The following is a 23515-nucleotide window of genomic DNA, read 5'->3' as shown; positions in this document are numbered from 1 at the left end:
CCTATGGATTGAAAATAAACTCGCCGGAATGGGGAAGGGTGACAGTTTGTTGGATTTTCCAGCTTTCATCTACAGGCATTACAGAAATTTTCCATTTACCATCTAACGGTGCTTCAGTAAATCCTCGATAAACGCCTTTTGCATCTTGACTCAATAGTAATGAAACGTCTCTGGCCTTTAATGTGACATGATAAAAGCTAAGTTTCAGCGCCTGACCATCTCTGGGCATGCCTGAAGTAAAGGTCAAGGCAATAGATCCATCATTGATTAAAAGCGTAGTTTTAATTCCCTTTTTACGCGCCTGTTCTATTTTATCCAGCCGAGCATTAATTACTTTACCCTCTTTGTAATAATCGTCCACTACCAAGCTATCTGTAGTGTTGGTTGCCAAATGAAGGATTAAAAATCCCATACCGAAAGACGCTAACGGAATGGCGATCAAAAACCACGGCCAGAACTGTTTGTACCAAGGGGAATGCATATCGAATATCCAGTAAAACTATCAATGGAATTATATATAAAAAAAGCCTCTGGTTAACGAGGCTTTTTACTTAATCATGTCAATCTGATTAATTCGGGTTAGACAAACTGTACACGTAAGTCGCTACGACATGGATCTTGTTTTCACCCAGCGTGTCTTTGAATGAGGGCATAACACCGTTTCTTCCGTGAGTAAGCGTTTCTGTCACTGCACGCTCGCTGCCACCGTATAACCAGATATTATCGGTAAGATTAGGGGCACCTAGCATTTGGTTACCTTTACCATCCTGGCCGTGGCATGCTGCACAAGCTGCAAAACGCGCTTTACCTGCTTTACGTAGCTGTTGATCAGTGTCCCGGCCACTTAAACTAAGCACGTACGCCACCGTTTCTTTAATTCCTTGCTCGCCCATAGCATCTATCCAGCCTGGCATTGCAGCTTTTCGTCCATTAAGTAACGTTTCTTTAATTTTGTCACCGCTACCACCATATAACCAATCGTCGTCAGTCAGGTTCGGAAAACCGCCATTTTGGCCGCGTGCATCGGAACCATGACACTGAGAACAATTTTGCGCAAATAAACGCTGACCAACCTTTAATGCATTGGGATCCTTCGCTAGCTCTTCAACTGGTACTTTCGCATATTCTTCAAAAATAGGATTATATTTTTCCTCAGCAAACTTCATTTCTCGGTCGTATTTAACTAGTGCCCCAGATTCTTTCGCAGCCTGGCTTTTCTGACGAGACTCTTCTAAAGATTGGATGTTTTGGTGGGAGCTCTTCCAGCCTAGTAAACCATCAAAACTGCCTAACCCAGGAAATAGTGCTAAGTAAATGAAACCCCAAACTATGCACACATAAAATAAGTAGGTCCACCATTTTGGCAGAGGATTGTTTAGCTCCTCAATGCCATCAAATTCGTGGCCCATCGATTCACCTTCTGGTACTCCCGCGTTATTTTTTAAGCACCAGCGCAATAAAACATAGCAACCAATAATGGAACCCAGTGTGATAACTGAAATCCAGATTGTCCAAAACATGGTCATGAGCTCACGACTCCCGATTATCTTTTTTTATCTTATCTTGTTCTTCATCTGCAAAGGGCAGGTTGGCGGCTTCATCGTATTTCTTTTTATTACGACTACTAAAGGCCCACAGCACTACCCCAATAAAGCAAACAAAAACTACCAACGTAAAAATTGTGCCAACAGTACCCTGATCCATATTATTTCAAATGTGTGCCAAGGGACTGTAGGTAAGCAACTAAAGCCTGCATTTCGGTTTTACCCCTTACAGCCTCTTTAGCGCCGGCGATATCTTCATCGGTGTATGGCACGCCAAACCCTTTGAAAACTTCCATTTTCTTAGCCGTTAGCTCGCCAGTTAACACGTTTTCATCAAGCCAAGGAAAACCAGGCATGTTAGATTCGGGCACAACGTCGCGCGGGTTACGCAAATGGACGATATGCCACTGATCACTATAACGGCCACCAACACGTGCCAGATCTGGACCAGTACGTTTTGAGCCCCACAGGAAGGGATGCTCCCAAACCGACTCACCCGCAACGCTATAATGACCATAACGTTCTGTTTCAGCACGGAACGGCCGAATCATCTGGCTATGACAACCCACACAACCTTCACGGATGTAAATATCCCGCCCCTCAAGCTCTAGAGCCGTATAAGGACGTAAATCCTTAACCGGTTCCATTGTTTGTTGTTGAAACATTAATGGCGTAATTTGCACCATCGCACCTAAACTAATAGCGACCAAAATTAAAACAGTTAGCAGGCCGACGTTCTTTTCAATTAACTCATGTGTATTTTTCATGTCCTGACTCCTTATGCTGCTTGAGTGGCAGGATCGGGGGCTAACGTGCCTTTGGGTGCACGAATCGTTTTATAGGTGTTGTACGCCATTACTAGCATACCAGTGACCACAAAAAGACCGCCAATGAAGCGAACAATGTAAAACGGAATAGATGCTTCAAGCGACTCTACGAAGCTATAAGTCAATGTACCGTCCGCATTAACTGCGCGCCACATCAAGCCCTGCAGAACACCAGACATCCACATTGCTACGATATAAAGCACTACACCTATGGTAGCTAACCAAAAATGAACGTTCACTAAACGTGTACTGTACATTCCGGGTTGGCCAAACAAAATTGGAATAAGGTGGTATACCGAACCAATAGATATCATTGCAACCCAGCCTAATGCACCTGAATGTACGTGGCCGATGGTCCAGTCCGTGTAGTGCGACAACGCATTTACGGTTTTGATTGCCATCATGGGCCCTTCAAAGGTAGACATACCATAGAAGGAAAGTGACACAATAAGGAAGCGCAGAACTGGATCTGTGCGAAGTTTATGCCATGCGCCAGATAAGGTCATAATACCATTTATCATGCCTCCCCAGGAGGGCACGAACAGAATGATTGACATCACCATTCCTAACGACTGTGTCCAATCAGGTAGCGCAGTGTAATGGAGGTGGTGAGGACCAGCCCAAATATACAGTGAAATCAACGCCCAAAAATGGACAATCGATAAACGATAAGAGTAAACAGGGCGGCCTGCCTGCTTGGGTACAAAGTAATACATCATGCCCAGGAAGCCAGCTGTTAGAAAGAAGCCTACTGCGTTATGGCCATACCACCATTGCATCATTGCATCTACCGCACCCGCATACAGGGAATATGATTTAGTAAATGAAACGGGAATAACCATGCTGTTACCGATATGTAGTACCAAAACGGTAAGCATAAATGCACCAAGGAACCAGTTTGCAACGTATATATGCGAAACTTTTCGAATAATTAACGTTCCGAAAAAGTTAATTACATAAGCCAGCCAAACCAGTGCAATTAGGATATCAATAGGCCATTCCAATTCAGCGTATTCTTTGCTTGAAGTGATACCGAATGGAAGCGTACAAATGGCAGCGACAATCACCGCCTGCCAGCCCCAGAACGTAAAGGCCGCCAGTTTGTCACTGAACAATCGCACCTGACAGGTTCGTTGTACAATGTAGTAAGATGTAGCAAACAGGGCGCAGCCACCAAAAGCAAAAATAACTGCGTTAGTGTGTAATGGACGTAGACGCGAAAACGTCAGCCATGGAGTATCGAAGTTCAGCACCGGGGCAAATAATTGCGCAGCAATAAATACTCCAACGCCCATACCAACAATGCCCCATATTATGGTCATAATGGTAAATTGCCTAACCACTTTATAATTGTAGTTTGGCTGTGCTTGGCTAATTTCACTCATTTTTATGAATCTTCCACTTCAGCGATAAGAGGGTTTTCAAATGTAAAGTCTTGTTCTTTCGTGTAAAGTAATCCACGGTTTAAACTTTATTATAAAGTCACAAAAAGCTATAATTACGGTCTTTTCGGAACGCGGATGATAAAGTTTTTACCCTCAAAAAGAAACCTTAAAAGTAATGCGGATTCTTTATAATTTAAAATGTAACGCGCTATTTACGAAAAAGCCTAATGAAACACCTTAAGTTAACAAAGTCATTACAAATATTGAGCCTCATAGTACTCATTTTCATAGTGATTCTTTTGATCCTAATTAATAAACCCCGACCTCAGGAAAAAGTATCAAACAATCTATCTTCTAACGGTCTAGGCAATCACTGCCAATTTGTCAATTCTGAATGCGAAATTGTACTGGGAAATCAGGCTTTTCACCTAACGTTATCAACAATGCCTGTTATTGAAGAACGGGTTGAATTGTTAATAGGTTCAGAACAGGCGTTCAAGCTTGAGCGAGCTGTAATAGAAGGCATTAACATGTACATGGGAACGTTGCCTATTATACAGGAAAAAGTCACTGCTAAGAAATGGCGGGGGTGGTTTATGTTAGGCGCGTGCAGTGAGCCAAAAATGAAATGGAAAATGACACTTCAATTTGAAGGCCAGCCTGAGCCAGCCTTACTATTATTTAGTACAGGAAGCTAGACTTGAGATTGCAAATAATTTTCCAGGCCAATCCGCTTAATCAACCCTAACTGCTTTTCTAACCAGTAGGCGTGATCCATTTCTGTATCATCAAGCAGCGTAACGAGCATATCTCGGGTAACATAATCCTTCTCAGTTTCGCACACAGCAATCACTTCACGTAATTTCTTATCCACTTCGTACTCTACGCGCAAATCACTTTCCAGCATCTCAGGAACCTCTTTACCGACTTGAAAGCCGGTACGTATGGTCATATCCGGTGTGCCTTCAAGAAATAGAATGCGCTGGATTAATTTTGTTGCATGCCCGCGTTCGTCGTCAAATTCATGATTGATTCGTTCATAAAGTTTACGCAAACCCCAGTCTTCGTACATTTCTGAATGAATAAAATATTGATCCATGGCTGCCAATTCGTATGCAAGCAACTCGTTCAACGCTTTGATGATATTTTTATTACCTTTCATTATTCGTCTCCTGAAACTTGTGCTTGTAGATAATTTTCGATGCCCATATTTTCAATCTGATACGCTTGAGTTTCTAACCAGTCTAAATGCGCTTCCTCGTATGCGAGGATATCTTCAAGTAAGTCACGACTAACATAATCCTGTTGCAGTTCGCATAGTTCAATGGCATCTTTTAACAAAGGTATCTGTTCGAGCTGAAATTTAACATCGCACTTCAACATTTCCTCAGTTTCTTCGCCGATATAGAGTTTGCCAAGAGCCTGCAAATTTGGAAGACCTTCGAGAAACAAAATGCGCTCGATCAAAACATCGGCCTGTTTCATGTCTTTGATGGATTTTTTATAATTTTTCTCATTAAGAACATTAAGCCCCCAGTTTTTAAACATGCGAGCGTGTAAAAAATATTGATTGATCGACGTAAGCTCACTGGTAAGCACCTCGTTTAGCCTGGCTACCACTTTTTTGTCGCCTTTCATAAACATCCTATTTGAACAGTATAATCAGATTATAGAAGCTGAACTATGTTATGTCAAAAAATGCAGAAAAAACATATACATACAAACAGTAATGGTTATCAATCAAGCCTTTGTTCCTATTTAAGTTAGCGGCAGTTGATCATGCGTGACTACGCGACTCTTCACCTATGAAAGCAAGACTTTCTTCTGCAAAACCTAAGCCCGCTTCTGTGAAGAAGTTGAAGACTTTATCTACGCCATGATTCAATAAGTATTCTACTTCATCTTCATACCGGGCAATGGCTGCAATTTTTCCTTTGTAGCCTGCGTTATTGAGCTGTTTAGTCACATTGCTGACATCTTCTATAGAGGGTAGGGCAAGAAGAATTAGTTTCACTGAGCTGATATCAAGATTGTCCCACAAGTCCACGTCTTCGCCATCGCCACAAATAACATTCATTCCTTCTTCACGAAGTTTCTTTACCTTGGCGCGATCGGCATCCATACCAAATACATTCGTGTGAACAAGTTTGTCTAACGATTGAAATGCGCCGGAGCCCACACGTCCCATGCCCACAACCAAAAATCGCGCTCTATCTATTACAGGGTAAATATCGGCGGCGAGGCGCTCATCTCGTTCAAAACGCTTGATCACGCTTTTGAATTGGTGATACTGAGAATGCGATGAGCGGTACATAATGCTGGTAAAGACAAATGAAATAGCGACAGCAATTGCAATAATGATCAGCCAATCAGGCGCTAACATATTAAGCGACACCGCCATTGCACCTACGATTAGACCAAATTCGCTGAAATTACTTAATACCAGCGTAGTTAGGTAACTCGTGCGTGCGCGCAGTTTAAGCATTGTAAACAGCCAGAAAAAGAGACCAGCTTTAATAGGTAATAGTAAGCATAAGCCTAACGCAAGTAATAACATCGGTAAATCAGGTAGTGCGGTTAGACCAATAGACAAGAAGAAGCCAATCAGGAACAAGTCTTTAAAACTGAGAAGTGATTTAGCCATTTCTGTGGACTTAGTGTGTTGAGCTATTAATAATCCGGCTATCAATGCACCCAAATCACCCTTTATATTAACCAACTCGAATAAATGATATCCCCCAAGAGCGATGACAAAACCAGTAAGAGGGAGTAATTCGCCATGTCCTGATTGGTTAATTATTCTGCTTATTAACGGTAATGCAGGGATCACGGTGAGTAGTGCCAAGGCCCAGATAGATGGAATTTTACCTGTAGCAACCACTAAAAATATCACTGCAAAAACATCCTGCATGACCAATATACCGACAGCAAGACGGCCATGACGAGTTTTACTTTCTCCGCTTTCTTCAAGTACTTTGATGACACAAACAGTACTGCTAAAACTTAACGCAAAAGCGATAAGAGCGGCACTTTGCCAATCTACTGCGCCAATATAGGCGGTGAGCACCATTGTGGCGAAAAACAATAACACGCCGATTATCGCAGACCAAAGTAACGTATGCGCCGCACTGGTAGCCCACACTTCAGATCTACTTAGGTCTCGAAAGTTCAACTTTAAGCCAATAGTAAAAAGCATGATGGTAATGCCAAGATTAGCTATGGCAGTAAGGGGTTCTGTTAACGAATATCCGGCAAAATTGAGTAAAAAGCCAGCGGCGAGGTAACCAACGAGAGGGGGAATACCAAAAAGCTTTACTGTTAAACCACAAACAAATGCAAACAATAAAAACGAGTATTCCATAAATAACGAAATTCCATAAACGGATTCAATCGGGTTTGGATTTAGAATGCGACAAGTTGAAGGTAATGTAAAACGTCTTTACGGGACTTTTTATAAACTCCATGCTAATCGGTTAAAAATTACGCTCATTTGCTAGTTCGCCCGAGTATTCCCTGCATCAATTCGTTACGCGTAACCAGTCTGAAGGGGGGGACATAACGTGATACAAATAGTTAATAGCAGGCTAATTTTAACGAGAAAGTAATAATTACTTGTATTTGTCTGATCTAACACGTCTTTTGAGCCATACTCAATTGAAATTCCTGACTGGATTCAATTGTGCGTTTAAGAATTCTTACTTTTCTTATCCTTCTCGTTGTAGTCAATATTGGTCTTGGCTATTTGTGGGAACCCGCTTGGATATTATTATTGTTGACAGGGTATCTCTTGCTGCTAGCCACGTTTGACAGCATTCAGAAAGAACATACCGTTTTAAGAAACTTTCCTTTAATAGGACGCGTTCGCTGGACGATAGAAAGCCTGCGCCCCTACATTCAACAGTATCTGATAGAGGATAATACCTCCGGGAAACCCATTAGTCGTATGATGCGGTCGATTGTTTATCAACGGGCTAAAGAAGCTCGGGAAACAATACCCTTTGGAACCCAGATGGATACCTATCGCGATGGTTATGAATGGATTGGACACTCGCTTTCGGCTATGGGGGTTGAAGAAATGGATAAAGACCCGCGCATTGTAGTGGGAGGGCCCGACTGCAAACAGCCCTATAGTGCTAGTATCTTAAACATCTCTGCGATGAGTTTCGGTAGCTTAAGCGCGAATGCCGTACTAGCTTTAAACCGCGGCGCAAAAAAAGGGAATTTTTATCATAATACAGGGGAAGGCGGGATATCTCCTTATCATTTAAGTGGCGAGGGGGACTTAGTTTGGCAGATAGGCACAGGTTACTTTGGGTGCCGGAATAACGATGGCACCTTTTCTGCAGAAAAATTTGAAGAAAAGGCGAACCTTAAAAATGTGAAGATGATTGAAATTAAGTTATCTCAGGGCGCCAAGCCGGGTCATGGAGGGATTTTACCCGCGGATAAAAACACTCCAGAGATTGCCACAATTAGAGGGGTAGAGCCTTATACTCAAGTCGATTCCCCTGCGCGACACTCTGCTTTTACTACGCCAATTGAGCTACTCAATTTTGTCAAAAGGTTGCGAGAACTCTCTGGGGGTAAACCGATTGGCATAAAGCTGGCCCTGGGACGCAAAAGTGAATTTATCGCCATATGTAAAGCGATGCATGAGTCTGGTATCAAGCCCGACTTTATTACAATAGATGGAGGCGAAGGGGGTACAGGTGCGGCACCTCTTGAATATACTAATTCGATTGGTTTTCCACTTCGGGAAGCTCTAGCATTCGTTGAAGACTGTCTTGTAGGATTCAACTTGCGTAATGATATTAGAATTATTGCGTCCGGAAAGATTATTACTGCGTTTCACGTAATTAAGAACCTAAGCTTAGGCGCTGATATTTGCAATAGTGCCAGAGGGATGATGCTGGCATTAGGATGTATACATTCGCTTTCTTGTAATACCAACCGCTGTCCTTCAGGTGTAGCCACGCAAGACCCATTGTTAGCGCGAGGGCTTAGTGTGGAAGACAAATACGAACGAGTTTACCAGTTTCATCGAAAAACCATGCATGCGTTAGTAGATATTCTGTCATCCACGGGTCATCCATCAGTTGAACAGTTAAACCGAACGCATATATTTAGGCGAGTCGACCAAGCCACTATTAAACGCTACGATGAACTCTTTCCTCTCATTCGCAAAGGCAGTTTGCTAGGTGATAACGTGCCAAAACCCTTTGCAATTCATGTTAAAGAAGCCACTGCTGAAACCTTTATGCCAGCCAGTCATTTAGCGGAAGTAGAGGAGTCCACGGAAGCAGTAGATAAACATAGCGTTAAAGAGGAGCACGCATAAAATTAGCGGGCTAGTTGCAGTAAAGAACGCAGCAGCAGGTTAGCGCCTTTTTCAATATCCTGCCAGTGTGTCCATTCGTCAGGTGCATGACTGACGCCAGCTACTGATGGAACAAATATCATCCCCGCCTCAGTAACTTTTGCCATATGCTGTGCGTCATGTCCAGCCCCGCTGGGCATAATCTCAAATGGCAATTCGAGATTCTGGGCTTCTGTTTTGATTAAACTGATCACTTTGTCAGACATAGGTTGTGGATCAAGCCAACTCATCTGCTCAAACTCGAACATGAGTTTATGTTTTCTGGCGATAGCAGACAGCACCTTTCGGCAACTATCGGCTAGCGCGCGCATAACTTCAGTATCCACGTCGCGGCCAACTAATGTAAATTCCACTTCGCCAGGTACCGTATGGGCGTGGCCTGGTTTTAAATCGACTTTTCCTACTGTTAAGCGACTTTTATCCGAACCTTCTTCATCAATAATTCGAGGGATCTCATTTGCAAAGTTAGCCAACCCCATAAAAGCATCGCTGCGCATATTCATTGGCGCTGTTCCGGCGTGGTTCGATTTTCCGATTAACCGTACTATCCATTTGTATACGCCAGAGATAGATGACACTACGCCAATAGGTTTTTTTATTGTATCCAACACGGGGCCTTGCTCTATATGCAATTCAATAAAGCTTTTGAAGTAGTCGGATTCAACCCTTGCATCAAGTACACTTAACGGATCAAGACCTGCTTTTTTCAGCTCTTCTTCCAGCATCACACCGTTCACATCGTGTGCCTTTAAAATCCATTGTGGTGTGAGTTCGCCTATAAGAGCCTGTACTCCCATCATGCCACCAAATCGACCTTCTTCTTCTGCAAACGCGAATACCTCCAAGGGTATTTTTAGCTCAATATTGTTTTCTTTAACAACTCGCATCACTTCCAGGCCAGCTAATACACCCAGCGCTCCATCAAACATCCCACCCGATATCACTGTGTCGATATGCGATCCTGTAGCGACAACTTGATTGACTATTTTATTGTCCATACGACCACGAACGTTTCCAGCATGATCGATACTTGCGCAAAACCCTTCGTTCTCAAATCTATTTATTAACCATTTCTTCGCTTCGCTATCTGCTTTAGTAAAGCCTAAGCGGGTTACTCCTTTAGTCTTAGGGTCATAGCCTATTGTAAATAAAGAAAATAGGTCTGACCGCAATCTATCTAGGTTTACAGCGGGTAATGACATAATAATCCTTTAGCAAAAAAGCCAGCGACAATTCACTCGTCACAAGATCTGAACGACCACCAAATACATAGAAGGTAGTTTGACTTTGAATTCAGTGCAAATTATTAGTAGGCTAATTTAAAGTATCGGAAAGGGGAACGAATGCAGCCAAAAAACCTGTGCTTTACGAGCAATTACTTTATACTTTTCGCTGGGATTTTAATATTTACAGCGCAAGTAATTGCGGCTGAAGGTCCCCAGAGCTTTACCTCCAATGACGGTACCCTTACGATATCGTGGCAATCAGACTTCAGTAATTTCACCCAGTTTCAAATTATTGATAAATATGGCCAGGTTCAAGTATCTTACCCAGTCATAGCAGAGCAGGGATGGGTAGTGAGTGGTTTGGCTAACGGCCAATATAAAGTGCAGCTAACTCATCAACATAAAAACTATCTAATCGGAACTGTTGAAGTTCGCCATTACTCACTAAAAATTGCCTTCATACTATTTGCGCTCGGTGCATTGATGTTTGCTTACCTCGTATTAACCTTGATCAAGCAGAATGGGACCCGCGCCTAAGATGACTGAATTCACACTGGCTTCATCAAATGCGCTGGGTATCCTTATAATATTTGGTATCGTCTGGATCGTATGGGGATGGTATCTGGGCAGAAACAATCGAACTATTGACGATTACGCATTAGCCGGCAGAAACGTCGGATTCGCTATGGCGACTGCAACCGCTATGGCCACATGGATCACGAGCAATACCACGTTGGTGGCTCCTCAGCTAACTTATCAGTTTGGTATCTGGGGTATGTTGGGATACAGCATGGCCGCATTAGGATTAATCCTGTTTGCGCCGTTAGCAGCGAAGATTAAAGCGCTCCTCCCCAACGGGTTTACCAGTGGCGACTTTATTTATCGACGCTACGGTAAAGCATCCTGGATTGCGTTTATGGTGATTTCTTTGTGTTACGCCCTAGGTTGGCTAGTCAGTCTAGGTATGGCTGGAGGGTTGTTATTATCTTCGTTGAGCGAGCTGGATTATTATACCGGCATGACGGCTATATTAGTTATTTGTGTGGTCTATACGCTGTTGGGCGGGCTCAAAGCAGTTATCGCTACCGATTTTGTACAGTCTATCGTGATTATTGTTGGTGTAGTTTTTATCGCCTGGGTATGTATAGACCAAGTTGGGTTTACTGCCATTCACAGCAATCTTACTGCCAGTCAGCCAGAACTATTAAATTTGCTTTTCCCCGCGGCCATCATGTTTTTCTTTAATAATGTATTTTTCGGCATCGGCGAAATATTTCACTCCAATGTTTGGTGGTCGCGAGCATTCGCGTTCGCCCCGTCAATTGGTAAGAAGTCTTATTTAACCGCCGGATTACTGTGGCTTCCCATTCCAATTGTTACTGGTTTCATTGCATTGGCGGCGAGCAGTCTAAACGTGTCGCCCCCTAGCGCTGATATGGTTGGTCCTATGGTAGCTGCTGCGCTACTGGGCAAAATAGGTGCAGTGTTTATTTTTATCGTTGTATTTTCAGCATTAGCATCCAGTATGGATTCCTTACTCGCCGCAACTTCGGATCTCCTAACCCAGGATATCGCCAAGCGAGTGTTTATGACCAAAGCATCGTCCAATCAACTTCTCAAAATCAATAGGCTAATCGTTATTGGATTGGGACTTTCAACATGGTGTGTAGCTGCACTAAAGCTCACTACATTAGGTGCGTTATTAAACTTTACTGGGGCATTCGTCGCAGCCACGATTTGGCCTATAGTTTATGGTATCTATCAGCCAAAACTCAGCGGTGGTTATGCCGCACTTGCCATGGCATTCGGCACCGCCGCTGGGTTGATCGGGTATTTTACAATTGGGTTTTACGTGGCGGCCATTACCTCATGCGCTATTTCATTAGCTATTTGTCGCATTGGCATATGGCGCAGCCAATCTATTTTTACGTGGCATAGCCTTCAGGAGTAACGCATGTATTTATCCGAATCTGTGCTTACTTTTCTAGTTTATGTTTGTTTTATAACGAGCTGTGTAAGTCCGTTACTTCTGTTGTACTGGCTTATCAAAGATATTAAAGGTAAATCGTTATGGTAAAAGCCGACCTAGAGGCGGTGGTTAAATTTAATCGGGAACGGCCCGATGTCTATGGCAATGCGCATCCCAAAAATTTACTTCGGGCAATCCAGGAAGATGGTGATCATTTAAGCAAACTAAGTAGTCGCCATATTTATTCCATCGACCAATTTGAGCGAGATTCACTATTGCAACTGTTTCGGTTGGCGGCTAAGTACGAAGCCAACCCCGATCGCTTCGGCACGTCTTTGCAAGGAAAAATTTTGATCTCGGCATTCTATGAACCTAGTACCCGGACACGTTTATCGTTTGAAAGCGCCTGGCATAGACTGGGCGGTGACATTATGTCAATTACCGATCGATCTACAACCGGTATAGCTAAAGGAGAAAGTCTGACTGACGTTGGTGAAATGTTCAACAACTATGGAGATTGCGTGGTCTTGCGCGATACTAACGCAAACTCAGTGCGCGATATGATGGGTGCGTTGCGTATCCCCATTATCAACGCAGGTAACGGCACGGACGAACATCCCACACAAGCGATGGCCGATCTCTATACCATTTTTAAGTGGATGCCTAAGCTGATTACGTCAGAAGGTAAAGAAAAAATCAATTTATGTGTCGTCGGTTTACCTTCAAAAATGCGCACAGTACGCAGTCTACTTAAATTAGTTTCACTATTTCCTGAATGCTTTAATCAAGTCATTATTGTTAATGATCAAAACTGGGAAACTATGTTCGATGAAGGTCAAGCGAATCAGTTGATTACAGCCGGTATCGAACTGCAAACGTGCGATCGATTAGATGATGTGTTACCCGAAGCGGACGTGGTCTACATCAATGCGATAGCGTGGGAAGGTAATTCATTTAATCAATATGGAAACAATTTTCATATCACCAGCGACTCCCCCCTAAAGAAAAGCGCCATAATATTGCACCCGTTAGCACGAGGCGCAGAGCTTTGTTCCAGCTTGGATGGCACTGAACATAATTGGTATTTCTCTCAGGCCAGGGGGGCCGTATTTTTACGGCAAGCACTTCTGACCTGTCTAGTGCAGCGCGCTGAACGCGTATTAGATATCGTTTAACTCAAATTCACTAAGGGGAATCAAAAACTTATGTGTGGTATTGCCGGAATTTTTAGTGCGACCAAGCAGCACGCGATTGACTCACAAACTTTAGTGAACATGGCTGCCATTATGCATCACCGTGGGCCCGACAGTTATGGATACTGTAATCCAGCGGAAATGGGAGTAGGGATGAGTCATGCGCGTCTTTCTATCATAGATTTGGACCAAAACCGTGGGCGCCAACCCTTCTGGTTGCATGGCGGACAAACCATGTGTGTACACAATGGTGAATTTTATGATTATCAACGACTCCGCACCGACTTACTGGCACGAGGGAAACCATTTACCAGTAAAAGTGATTCTGAAGTGCTACCCGCTTTGTATGAGTGTTTTGGCATGGAAGAAACACTTACCAAATTACGTGGCGAGTTTGCGTTTGCTTTATACGATGAACACAAAGATTGTCTGTACTTGGTCAGAGATCGCTTTGGAGTCAAACCTCTTTATTGGACTGAAACAAATGATTCTCTGGTGTTTGGGTCGGAAGTAAAAGTTATTCTTGCTCACCCAGATGTAAAAGCTGAACTGGATTCGGAAGGACTATTCCACCAACTCATACAAGTAATGGTTCCAGGTACCACAGCATTTAAAGGAATTCATCAGGTTGAACCGGGTCATATGCTTAAAATCACCCGCAACGATGGCAAGCTAAATATTGAAACAAAAAAATACTGGGATATGACATTCCCCACGGTCGGTGAACGCGAAGAGCACACTGAAGATTTTTATGTTCAAGGCGTGCGCAGAGAATTAGTCAATGCGGTCCAGCTAAGGCTAAATGCAGATGTACCTGTTGGATGTTATCTGTCGGGTGGGATAGATTCATGCTCTATATTGGGGCTTGCCTCAGGCTATTCTCAATACCCGTTAAAAGCGTTTACAATCAGCTTTGATAATGTCGAATATGATGAAACCGAGATAGCCACTGAAATGGCTGAAACGGTGCAAGCAGATCACGAAATCCTCACCCTTAATGCCGAGTTACTCTACAACAATTTTGCCAGGACCATCTGGCATACAGAACGCACAATTTACAATACATTGGCCGTGGCTAAATTAATGATGAGTCAGCAAGTTCGTCACGTAAATTATAAGGTGGTGTTAACCGGGGAAGGTTCAGACGAACTATTCGCGGGTTATCCTGCTTTTCGTAAGGACATGTTTTTACATGGTATGGAAGGATTAAATGCAGACCAAGCTACTGAATGGAAGGACTCATTAGAAACGTCAAATGAGTTGTTCAAAGGTGCGATGTTGCCGAAAGACGAATACGTATCGAACGATCTAAATAATGTAATAGGTTTTACACCCAGTTGTTTACAACCGTGGCTTGGGTGTTCTGAACATGCACGACAGCTTCTTCACGCTAAGCATCGCGAGAACATTAAAGATTACGAACCCGGCGCAGCGATTGCTGAAAAACTAGATCCTTCCCAACTCACTGACCGTCATCCCTTGGATAAAGCACAATACGTGTGGATTAAAACCATGTTAGAGGGTCAAATTCTGACTTGGGGGGGGGATAGGGTAGATATGGCTAATTCAATGGAAGCCCGTCCTCCGTTCCTGGATCACAAACTCGCCGAGTTTGCGGTAACTATTCCACCTGAGATGCGTATAAAAGGGTCTAAAGAAAAGTACGTGCTGCGTGAGGCGATGAAAGGCGTACTGCCACAAACGTTATACGAACGCGAAAAGTTTGCTTTTATGGCCCCGCCAGCCCATACCGATGCTGCGAAGTGGGAGAAGCTAAAACGGCTGTTAAACGAATTCGCCAGCCGCGAGAAAGTTGAAAAGGCTGGGTTATTGGACGCCGACTACCTGGAGTCATTGATTGTTAAACAAGCATCAAGCGATACCCCGATTTCAGATAAAGTACAGATCGACGCGATTCTTAATCATGCGTTAGGCGTAATGTTATTACACCATTACTTTGTTGACAGAGACGTTCCCAAGTATGCTTACGACCAAGCTCAGTCATTAGGTTGGGTAGTATAACGACCACACTATTGGTCAACTATGCCCGCCTTTTTTCGTGTATATCTTGCGATACATAGTTGACCTGCTATAACGCCTACGATTAAAGTAAGTTTTTTCACAAACTGGCGTTAAAGTGCAATAACATTAATGCCAGTTCATACACTCTAAATAATGCGGTTTGATCACGTCAATGACCTCAAAACATACTGGTTTTCCTCGGTTATACTTTGCCACTCTCTATTCCCTAAAAGGATTAAAAGCTGCGTTTAAAAGTGAGGCGGCGATTCGGCAAGAGCTCGCAGCTATGTTGGTTCTCATTCCGATAGCTTGCTATTTAGATGTAACGACGGTTGAAAGGTTGTTACTTATTTTAAGCTTATTTATAGTGTTGATTGCAGAATTATTAAACAGCGCGGTTGAAGCGCTGGCAGATAGGGTGAGTACGGAAATTCACCTACTTATTGCTAAAGCAAAAGATATAGGATCTGCAGCGGTGTTTGTCAGTCTGATCTTGGCGGCAATAGTGTGGGGAGTAATATTATTTTAAGCGCCAGTTCGCTTTGTGACTGGCGCTTTTTATACTAAAAAGAAGCGACTTTTTGCCCTTCAGGTAATTTTGCATTTAGCATATCAGCCACAGAGCTGGATATAAGCTTTAAATGCGAGCTGTGGACTTTAGTTTCAACTGGTTCGTCAAAGCTAATATGGCTAAATACCATATCTTCGCCGCTAGAGGTTACTTTGACCGATAGTTTTTTATCTGCGCCCACCACGGGTATTTCTATGCATAAGGGTTCGTTATGTGTTTCAACATATTCTTTCGCTTCGCTACTTGAACCAAACGCAGGCTTTTTTTCTGGATGTAATTTCCAGCTGCTAGTTTGTTCCATAACCTCAATTAACGTTTTTGCATGCTTTTCTTTGATTTCACAAGCCATAGTCGTTCCTCCAATAAGCGTGAATGAAAACTCATACGATTAGCTCATACAAAAAGTTTGGGCACTTATCTTAATTCTGTCATAAAGTAGAAATACACTGCAGATTAATTTGCAACTTTAAAATAATGCACCATGCTTAGTGACAGCGCGCGCATCTTAAAGGACTCAATGACTATTGAGCTCATGCGCTTTTCTTGAAGTATCAGCCAATAGTTGCACGCACACCCGATAACCAATAAGTTAAAAAATATAAAGCATGAACGAAACAGTTTCTTCATCCAAGCCCACTGCTATTCAATTACTGGCGGAACGTTTCACAGGGGTGCGAGAATTATCTTTGTGGCTATGTAAACCTTTATTAATTGAAGACTATGGGTTGCAGGCTGTTCCAGAAGTGTCCCCTCCCAAGTGGCATCTTGCTCATACAACCTGGTTTTTCGAAACCTTTATACTAAAAAGATACCAGCCCGACTATCAGGTATATCATCCGGAGTTTGAGCACTTATTTAATTCTTACTATCAAGGAGTAGGCCCACAATTTGGAAGACCTCTTCGGGGATTGCTGTCCCGGCCAACGCTGGAGCAAATAGAAGTGTATCGCCAGCATGTAGATGCAAATATTTTAGTACTTTTAGAGTCTAGCGAAGATATACCCGCGATCGTTGAGTTGGTAGAGTTGGGTATCAACCATGAACAGCAACACCAAGAGTTGTTGCTGACCGATATTAAGCATAACTTTTCATTTAATCCATTATCTCCGAGGTATTCGAAAAACACATTCGCGGACACAAACGAACCGGTTGCCCCCCTAAAATGGATCGCTTTCGAGCAACATCAATTTACTCAGGGCTTTGCCGGAAAAGGGTTTCATTTTGATAACGAAACGCCGGCCCATGAAGTAGTTGTCCATCCGTTTAAAATGGCTAATAGGCTCATTACCAATCAAGAATTTTTACAGTTTATTGAGGATGGGGGCTATAATAACCCACTTCTATGGCTATCTGATGGCTGGGCGGCAAAAAACCATAACCACTGGTCTTCACCCCTGTATTGGCGGTATATCGATGGCGACTGGAAAGAATTTACACTTCATGGACTACACTCATTAAACTTAAATTTGCCCGTTACCCATATCAGTTACTATGAAGCGGACGCCTTTGCTCGTTGGGCGGGTAAAGCCCTGCCCAGCGAGACCCAGTGGGAGTTCGCAAAATCGTGTAATCAGGCGGATAAAAGTCACCTATTGATCAAACACAATAATTACGTATTCCATCCCTCTGCAGCCAATGCCAATGAAAATGTATCTCAACTGTTCGGAAGCTGCTGGGAATGGACTCAATCAGCATATTTACCTTATCCGGGCTATCAACCTTTGCCCGGTGCAGTAGGAGAATATAATGGGAAGTTTATGTGTAACCAAATGGTATTGAAAGGAGGATCGTGCGCCACGCCTCACGATCATATCAGACGTAGTTATAGAAACTTTTTTTATCCAAAAGACCGATGGCAATTCAGCGGTATCCGCCTTGTCGATTAACATGTCATAAGATGTGAGTACACTATGAAATCACAAGCATTGCAACCCAATCCGATCATAGAGTTTTACGATCTTCATCCCCCCATGGGCGATATCAAATCGGATGTTATTTCTGGATTATCTTCCACTCCGAAAGCCCTGTCACCTAAATACTTTTACGATCAAAAAGGTTCGCAATTATTCGATCAAATATGTGAACTGCCCGAATACTATGTCACCAGAACAGAAATTGATTTACTCGAACAACATGGAGAAGAGATCGCCTCTTTAATAGGGAAAGATTCAATTTTAATGGAATTAGGCAGTGGCAGCAGCCTTAAGATCCGCACGTTATTAAGTGCTTTAAAACCGAAAGCTTATGTAGCGATGGATATTTCCAAAGAACATTTAATTAACGCTGCTACGGTATTAGCTGAAGATTATGAATGGCTAGAAGTACACGCTGTCTGTGTGGATTTTTCTTTACCCTGGCAATTGCCGATGCATCTTAAAGGTAAGCGCACGGCTTTTTTTCCTGGCTCCAGCTTGGGTAACTTTACTCCCGACGCTGCTATCAAATTACTTAATCAAATAGGCCATTTAGTAGGGAAGGGCGGTGAATTAATCATTGGTATTGATTTGAAGAAAGATAGGTCGACACTTGAATCAGCCTACAATGACGCCCAAGGTATCACAGCCACTTTTAATAAAAATCTTTTAGTACGGTTGAATCGAGAGTTAAACGCTAATTTTAACGTGGAAGCGTTTCACCATGAGTCTATTTGGAATAGGGCAGAAAGCCGCGTTGAAATGCATTTAGTTAGCGATGCCGAGCAAACGGTAAGTATAGATGGGAAGGAGTTTACCTTACTGGAGGGGGAATCTATCCATACTGAAAATTCTTATAAATATACGCTTGATGAATTTACCAAGCTCGCGTCTCGCGCAAACTTCGACTCAGTAAAAGTGTGGCAGGATGTGAATCAACTATTCAGTATTCACTTACTTAAATTTAGATGATCGTCGTTTGACATTAATTTAAATATTTTTATAAGGCCATTTGGACATACGGTCCGTAACGATTTCATATAAATAGATACACAAACGTGGATGTAGTTATGGGTAAAAATAAGTCTGGAACTAACGCACAGTCGGCAGCTGAATTTTCTATCTCAGCCTGGTGGCGAATAGGTAAGCGAACATATTTCAAAATGCAAAAAGATAATTTGCCTTTGATTGCCGCAGGTGTTGGCTTTTACTTCTTATTAGCAATATTTCCTTTCCTTGCAGGTGTGATTTCTCTCTACGGATTGATCGTGACCCCGGAGCAACTTTCCGCTCATATGACGTTCTTAATTAACTTCTTACCGCAAGAAAGTCGTTATATTCTACAGGAACAACTAGAACATTTGATCAGCAATACCAGTGGCGCATTGGGGACAGGTGTCATTGTAAGTTTTATGCTGACAATTTGGAGCAGCAGTAAAGGGGCAAATGCACTTATTACAGCATGTAATATAACGTATTCAGAGTCAGAAGGGCGAAGTTTTTTAGGCTCAATTATCGCTAGACTAGTTTTGACGGTGGCAATTATTGTGGCGGTGATAGTAGCGCTTATTTTTATTACGGTGTTACCGAAGCTGATAACTATAGTGTCAGGGTATAAATTGTCCGATAGCGTCGCTAACTGGATAACATGGCCTATTTTACTCGTCATGTTTAACACCGGTCTGGCAGCACTATATCGCTATAGTCCGCATAGAGCCAACGCTAAATGGCGCTGGGTCACGCCGGGTTCAACGGTTGCAACCATATTTTGGATTATCTTTTCATTTGCTTTTTCATACTATCTACGCGAGTTTGCGTCGTATAACAAAACCTATGGTTCTGTAGGCGGGATCATAATATTGCTAATGTGGTTTTATTTAAGTGCGTACATCATACTATTGGGCGCGGAGTTTAACTCAGCTATGGAATACCAGACGGAAAAGGACAGTACGACAGGGGAAGCTGAACCAAAAGGGGAGAGGGGAGCGTACGTTGCTGACCACTCGCCCAACGACAGCGAAGCGCCGCCGTCTGAAGATAATAAGATTCAAAAAGCACAATAAAAAAGGGCTATTGTAAAGTGACCCCCAATAGTTGAACTAATCAATTACTGGGGGTCTTTTTATTAAAAGTAAAACTTACGCGAATTAGAAAACGAGGTTTGGATAATCTGTTTGCAAATCGGTAAGTTCATTTTGAGCTGAGGTTGAGAAATTATTGCTGGTTAAATCTATCGCAGCCTCTGCGTCGGCAATATTAACTATGCCGACGGGCACTTCCGTTAGCTGATTGCTTTGAAGGTTTAGCAAACTTAGTTTGGTATTACTAGATACATCGATGTTGGTGAGCGCATTTGCACTTGCATCAAGTTCTGTAAGTTGGTTATTGCCAAGGATATCAATTCCCGTTAACGCGTTATTCGATAAATTAAGTGTTAATAAAGCTGAATTATTAGATACATCGATAGCAGAAATAGAATTTGAGCTTACGTCCAAATTAATTAATGAAGTATTTAATGTAGTATTAACCCCAGATAAAGAATTACCTGATAAATTGAGCGTTTCAAGTGCTGTATTAGCCGCCAAATCAAGACTGCTAATGCTGTTATTAGCGAGCTGTAAATCTCTCAAAGCTATGTTTGAAGACAAGTCCATACCCGAAAGTCTATTTTCACCAGCATTTAGACTCGTTAATGCGCTGCTCCCTTGAACATTTAATGAAGTCAGCTGATTACCTTCTAAATTCACCATCGCTAAACCAGGCTTAGAAGATAAATCGATACTGGTTAGATTGTTATCAGGGATCTCGACAGTGTTAAGGGCCACATTTTCTGCTAAATTAATCAAACTTAGGTTATTGCCTGCTAATTTAAGCCCTTGTAATTTTGGGTTTGCTGACAAAGAAAGAGAAGTAAGCTGATTGGAACTAGCGCTTAAGTTGGTTAGCTCAGTGTTAGCAGAAACATCTAGTTCAGTTAACTGGTTTCCAGAAACATATAATGTACTCAATGAAGTGTTCTGTGTTACATTAATTGCTGATAATAAATTTGCGCCGATGTGAAGGAAAGTAAGTTCAGTATTGGCAGATAAATCTAAGTCGGTAAACTGATTTTTCGAAAGAGATAATTCTTTCAAGTTAACATTATTAAGGAGGAAATCGACTGGGGTTTCAGCAAAAAGGTTATCTGACAAATTTAAAATTTCTAATTGGCTATTCGATGAAAGATCTATGGTTGTCAGTTGATTTTCATTTAGTCTTAACGTCTCCAGCCCTCGATTCCGAGTAACGTCTACTTGTTCAATTTGATTGGACCATGCGTTGACCACGAGTAGACGACGATTTTTCGATAGATCTAACGTAGTTAATTGATTCGACTCAATATTCAGTTCTGTAAGAAATTCAAACCCCTCAAGCCCATCTAGACTTGAGATGTTGCGACCCGCACATTCTATTGTCGTTACTTCAGATGCATAGGTTTCTTCAATCGTTTCGCGTAAACATGCTTTAAAAGCTACGTCAGAAATAGTTTCAATAACATCAGCTACAGTAACCCGATTCTCGCACGTTACTTCAACGTTTGTAATAGGCTCAGAGGCCGTTTGGGTGCCATTTTCAACAGCACAATTCTGACTTTCGGGCGTTCGGCCTAAGGTTATGTTCACTTCTGAGTTTTGATCTACCGTAAATTCAAACGTACCATCTTCTGAAACAGTTTGATTTTTTGTATCATTCAACTTTATTACTAATTCACCATTTAATCCTGAAACCGATCCTGAGACGCTAATCTGTATAGGGTCGAACATTGCTTTGACCGTACAATTACTATTTATGCCCGCTGTAGTATAAGTATTACCAGTAAGCGTTCCTCTACAGCCCGACACACTCCGTATTATAAAGCCGTCACTGGGGGTAATTGTAAAAGAAGTGGAGGCACTGGGTAAAACGATCGCAGACGTTGGCGAAATACTTCCACCCTCCTGCACCTCTGTACTCACAGTATAATTTCCAGGCTCGGGTTCGGGGGAAGAGGAACTATCTGAACCACCTCCGCCACATGCGCTAACAAAAAAGATGATAGATAAAGGCGTTAACAGTTTACTTTCCATGGCCTTAAAGCTCCAAGTTATTAAAGTGATAAGTGATAAGTGATAAGTGATAGCTTAAGCATAGTTACATGAGACAAAAGTATCCGGATTAAATCAGCTGCATAATAATTCATCCTCTGTTGTTTTGGTTACGCGTAACCAGTCAAGTTGTATTCTTTTGTTTTAAACATCTGAAGGCCCATATGGCTTGTAGCTACATCATGATTATTGTTATCACACGAAAGAGAATCTATAACTTTACCCTCGCTCAATTGCGTAACAGATTTTGTTTGGGGCGCGGTAATTAAGAATTAGTGAACTTTCAAGCTGACAGTGAATTTTCCATAAGCCAATCCTTGACTTATTTTGCACGCCAATACAATCAACCGCTATGATACCTTTCTACCGTATAACTAGAATATCCAAGGGGCCACCAACTAAGGGGTATTTGGAGAGTAGGTGTCACGGACCACCTATTTTCGGGTTTGTGTGCCGGTATTTTCGGAGGTTTGTGTCACATCAGCAACTACGGCCTTAACAAGAACGTAATCAACTTAGACCATGCAAAAGGTGAAAAGGTGAAAAGGTGAGAAGGTGAAAAGGTGAGGGTAGTTACCTCCGCTAACGAGCGTTGTTTATAAATCAATCCTTCAGAAATTACCGAGTGCACATCGACTTTGTTGCCATTTTTGGCAATGTCAGCATCGAGCAATCACATAAACAAGCTGCTACCGTACAATAAATAGGTCTAGGTAAATCTCAGCTTGGCTTTTCACAGAATAAACTTTGTCTCTAACGGTTCAGTAGTTCTACGAAGTGGAGATAACCAATACATCGAAACCATGAATTCATAATGCGATTCTGACCATTGTAAAGTCATACCGTCAAGGGTAGGCATTATTTACGTTTATCGTTGTGGAGCATCTCCTGCGTATGATTACTTTTTACCGAATAAGCACACACGTTCACCCAATTTTATTTCAGCTAGAAATAGTAGCGTGCTTCAACTCATTGACGCCGACGCTCGTTGATTTTGTCTAATACTATGCCGTTATCTCATAAGTAGGCGCCACGAACGCATTAATAAGGTAAGGATGGTAGGTAGTATCAAACAGGTCTATCAAGTTTTGTACGTGGTTTGGAAGTGAAAAAATATGTAGTGACAGCAACTTACGTGGGCTTAGCGAGCGACTATCGATCAGCATAAAGATACTAAAAACTGGGTGCCTTAGGTAAAAGTAACATAGATTTATTAGCATTGTGAGAACACCGCCGACATGACCTCTTGCCATCGACACTTTACTCTTGCTTAAACGAGCGCAGCAGTTCGCAAAGACACTAAAATCTGCGGGGTGAAAGTTAAACGCAATAACGAACTTTGCAAATGCGCAGGTGATCTGGTT

At 42.4% G+C, this 23515-nt stretch carries 21 protein-coding genes; 10 read left to right on the top strand and 11 right to left on the bottom strand.

Features of this window, described 5'->3' with window-relative positions:
• Position 1: 1 nt before the first annotated feature.
• The 5 genes from OPS28_RS11155 to ccoN form a co-directional block, all read right to left on the bottom strand.
• Positions 2 to 481: a FixH family protein gene (locus tag OPS28_RS11155; RefSeq protein ID WP_265609531.1), complete on the bottom strand. Its 480-nt coding sequence runs from the start codon at positions 479 to 481 to the stop codon at positions 2 to 4.
• Between the two features lie 88 nt (positions 482 to 569).
• On the bottom strand, positions 570 to 1526 hold the full coding sequence (gene ccoP / locus OPS28_RS11150) for a cytochrome-c oxidase, cbb3-type subunit III (RefSeq protein WP_265609530.1): 957 nt from the start codon (positions 1524 to 1526) through the stop codon (positions 570 to 572).
• A gap of 4 nt (positions 1527 to 1530) precedes the next feature.
• A complete protein-coding gene (locus tag OPS28_RS11145) occupies positions 1531 to 1704 on the bottom strand; it encodes a cbb3-type cytochrome oxidase subunit 3 (protein WP_169211595.1) in 174 nt (57 codons plus the stop codon).
• A 1-nt stretch (position 1705) separates the two neighbouring features.
• Complete coding sequence (gene ccoO / locus OPS28_RS11140; RefSeq protein WP_265609529.1) at positions 1706 to 2311, bottom strand: cytochrome-c oxidase, cbb3-type subunit II; 606 nt, start codon at positions 2309 to 2311, stop codon at positions 1706 to 1708.
• Positions 2312 to 2322: 11 nt separating this feature from the next.
• A complete protein-coding gene (gene ccoN / locus OPS28_RS11135) occupies positions 2323 to 3756 on the bottom strand; it encodes a cytochrome-c oxidase, cbb3-type subunit I (protein ID WP_265609528.1) in 1434 nt (477 codons plus the stop codon).
• 299 nt (positions 3757 to 4055) lie between these two features.
• Here ccoN and OPS28_RS11130 point away from each other — a divergent pair, with 299 nt between their 5' ends.
• Complete coding sequence (locus OPS28_RS11130) at positions 4056 to 4454, top strand: hypothetical protein (protein WP_265609527.1); 399 nt, start codon at positions 4056 to 4058, stop codon at positions 4452 to 4454.
• On the opposite strand, the gene bfr (OPS28_RS11125) is transcribed toward OPS28_RS11130, so the two are convergent.
• From bfr (OPS28_RS11125) to OPS28_RS11115, 3 genes are all read right to left on the bottom strand, one after another.
• The gene (gene bfr / locus OPS28_RS11125; protein ID WP_265609526.1) at positions 4451 to 4918 is read right to left on the bottom strand and encodes a bacterioferritin; all 468 of its coding nucleotides are present in this window, start codon (positions 4916 to 4918) and stop codon (positions 4451 to 4453) included. The two genes, OPS28_RS11130 and bfr (OPS28_RS11125), sit on opposite strands and share 4 nt — an antisense overlap.
• On the bottom strand, positions 4918 to 5394 hold the full coding sequence (gene bfr / locus OPS28_RS11120) for a bacterioferritin (protein WP_265609525.1): 477 nt from the start codon (positions 5392 to 5394) through the stop codon (positions 4918 to 4920). Before bfr (OPS28_RS11120) ends, bfr (OPS28_RS11125) begins: the two co-directional genes overlap by 1 nt.
• Positions 5395 to 5533: 139 nt before the next feature.
• Positions 5534 to 7117 carry a cation:proton antiporter family protein gene (locus tag OPS28_RS11115; RefSeq protein WP_265609524.1) on the bottom strand — a complete coding sequence of 528 codons (1584 nt, stop codon included), beginning with the start codon at positions 7115 to 7117 and terminating at the stop codon, positions 5534 to 5536.
• Between the two features lie 318 nt (positions 7118 to 7435).
• On the opposite strand from OPS28_RS11115, the gene OPS28_RS11110 reads away from it, so the two are divergent.
• Entirely contained in the window at positions 7436 to 9094 is a 1659-nt protein-coding gene (locus OPS28_RS11110) for an FMN-binding glutamate synthase family protein (protein ID WP_265609523.1), read from the top strand.
• A 2-nt stretch (positions 9095 to 9096) separates the two neighbouring features.
• Here OPS28_RS11110 and OPS28_RS11105 read toward each other — a convergent pair whose 3' ends face one another.
• The gene (locus tag OPS28_RS11105) at positions 9097 to 10335 is read right to left on the bottom strand and encodes a Zn-dependent hydrolase (RefSeq protein WP_265609522.1); all 1239 of its coding nucleotides are present in this window, start codon (positions 10333 to 10335) and stop codon (positions 9097 to 9099) included.
• A 141-nt stretch (positions 10336 to 10476) separates the two neighbouring features.
• Here OPS28_RS11105 and OPS28_RS11100 point away from each other — a divergent pair, with 141 nt between their 5' ends.
• The 5 genes from OPS28_RS11100 (at position 10477) to OPS28_RS11080 (ending at position 16072) form a co-directional block, all read left to right on the top strand.
• The gene (locus OPS28_RS11100; RefSeq protein ID WP_265609521.1) at positions 10477 to 10896 is read left to right on the top strand and encodes a hypothetical protein; all 420 of its coding nucleotides are present in this window, start codon (positions 10477 to 10479) and stop codon (positions 10894 to 10896) included.
• A 1-nt stretch (position 10897) separates the two neighbouring features.
• Complete coding sequence (locus OPS28_RS11095; protein WP_265609520.1) at positions 10898 to 12310, top strand: sodium:solute symporter family transporter; 1413 nt, start codon at positions 10898 to 10900, stop codon at positions 12308 to 12310.
• A 119-nt stretch (positions 12311 to 12429) separates the two neighbouring features.
• Positions 12430 to 13503 (top strand): aspartate/ornithine carbamoyltransferase family protein, encoded by a 1074-nt coding sequence (locus OPS28_RS11090; protein ID WP_265609519.1) that lies wholly within the window; start codon positions 12430 to 12432, stop codon positions 13501 to 13503.
• Positions 13504 to 13533: 30 nt separating this feature from the next.
• A complete protein-coding gene (gene asnB / locus OPS28_RS11085; RefSeq protein ID WP_265609518.1) occupies positions 13534 to 15543 on the top strand; it encodes an asparagine synthase (glutamine-hydrolyzing) in 2010 nt (669 codons plus the stop codon).
• 172 nt (positions 15544 to 15715) lie between these two features.
• Complete coding sequence (locus OPS28_RS11080) at positions 15716 to 16072, top strand: diacylglycerol kinase (RefSeq protein WP_265609517.1); 357 nt, start codon at positions 15716 to 15718, stop codon at positions 16070 to 16072.
• Positions 16073 to 16106: 34 nt separating this feature from the next.
• Here the strand turns inward: OPS28_RS11080 and OPS28_RS11075 are convergent, their stop codons facing one another.
• Positions 16107 to 16463 (bottom strand): hypothetical protein, encoded by a 357-nt coding sequence (locus OPS28_RS11075; RefSeq protein WP_265609516.1) that lies wholly within the window; start codon positions 16461 to 16463, stop codon positions 16107 to 16109.
• Positions 16464 to 16719: 256 nt separating this feature from the next.
• On the opposite strand from OPS28_RS11075, the gene egtB reads away from it, so the two are divergent.
• The 3 genes from egtB to OPS28_RS11060 all read left to right on the top strand — a co-directional run bounded on the left by egtB (position 16720) and on the right by OPS28_RS11060 (position 20090).
• Complete coding sequence (gene egtB, locus OPS28_RS11070) at positions 16720 to 18000, top strand: ergothioneine biosynthesis protein EgtB (RefSeq protein ID WP_265609515.1); 1281 nt, start codon at positions 16720 to 16722, stop codon at positions 17998 to 18000.
• Between the two features lie 24 nt (positions 18001 to 18024).
• Positions 18025 to 18999 carry an L-histidine N(alpha)-methyltransferase gene (gene egtD, locus OPS28_RS11065; RefSeq protein ID WP_265609514.1) on the top strand — a complete coding sequence of 325 codons (975 nt, stop codon included), beginning with the start codon at positions 18025 to 18027 and terminating at the stop codon, positions 18997 to 18999.
• 98 nt (positions 19000 to 19097) lie between these two features.
• Positions 19098 to 20090: a YihY/virulence factor BrkB family protein gene (locus OPS28_RS11060; RefSeq protein ID WP_265609513.1), complete on the top strand. Its 993-nt coding sequence runs from the start codon at positions 19098 to 19100 to the stop codon at positions 20088 to 20090.
• An 84-nt stretch (positions 20091 to 20174) separates the two neighbouring features.
• On the opposite strand, the gene OPS28_RS11055 is transcribed toward OPS28_RS11060, so the two are convergent.
• On the bottom strand, positions 20175 to 22133 hold the full coding sequence (locus OPS28_RS11055) for a hypothetical protein (protein WP_265609512.1): 1959 nt from the start codon (positions 22131 to 22133) through the stop codon (positions 20175 to 20177).
• Positions 22134 to 23515 lie beyond the last annotated feature (1382 nt).

The sequence above is a fragment of the Alteromonas sp. ASW11-130 genome (assembly GCF_026183735.1).
Classification (GTDB): domain Bacteria; phylum Pseudomonadota; class Gammaproteobacteria; order Enterobacterales; family Alteromonadaceae; genus Alteromonas.
The sequence above is the reverse complement of the archived record's forward strand: the minus strand, read 5'-3'. Positions and strand labels throughout refer to the sequence as shown.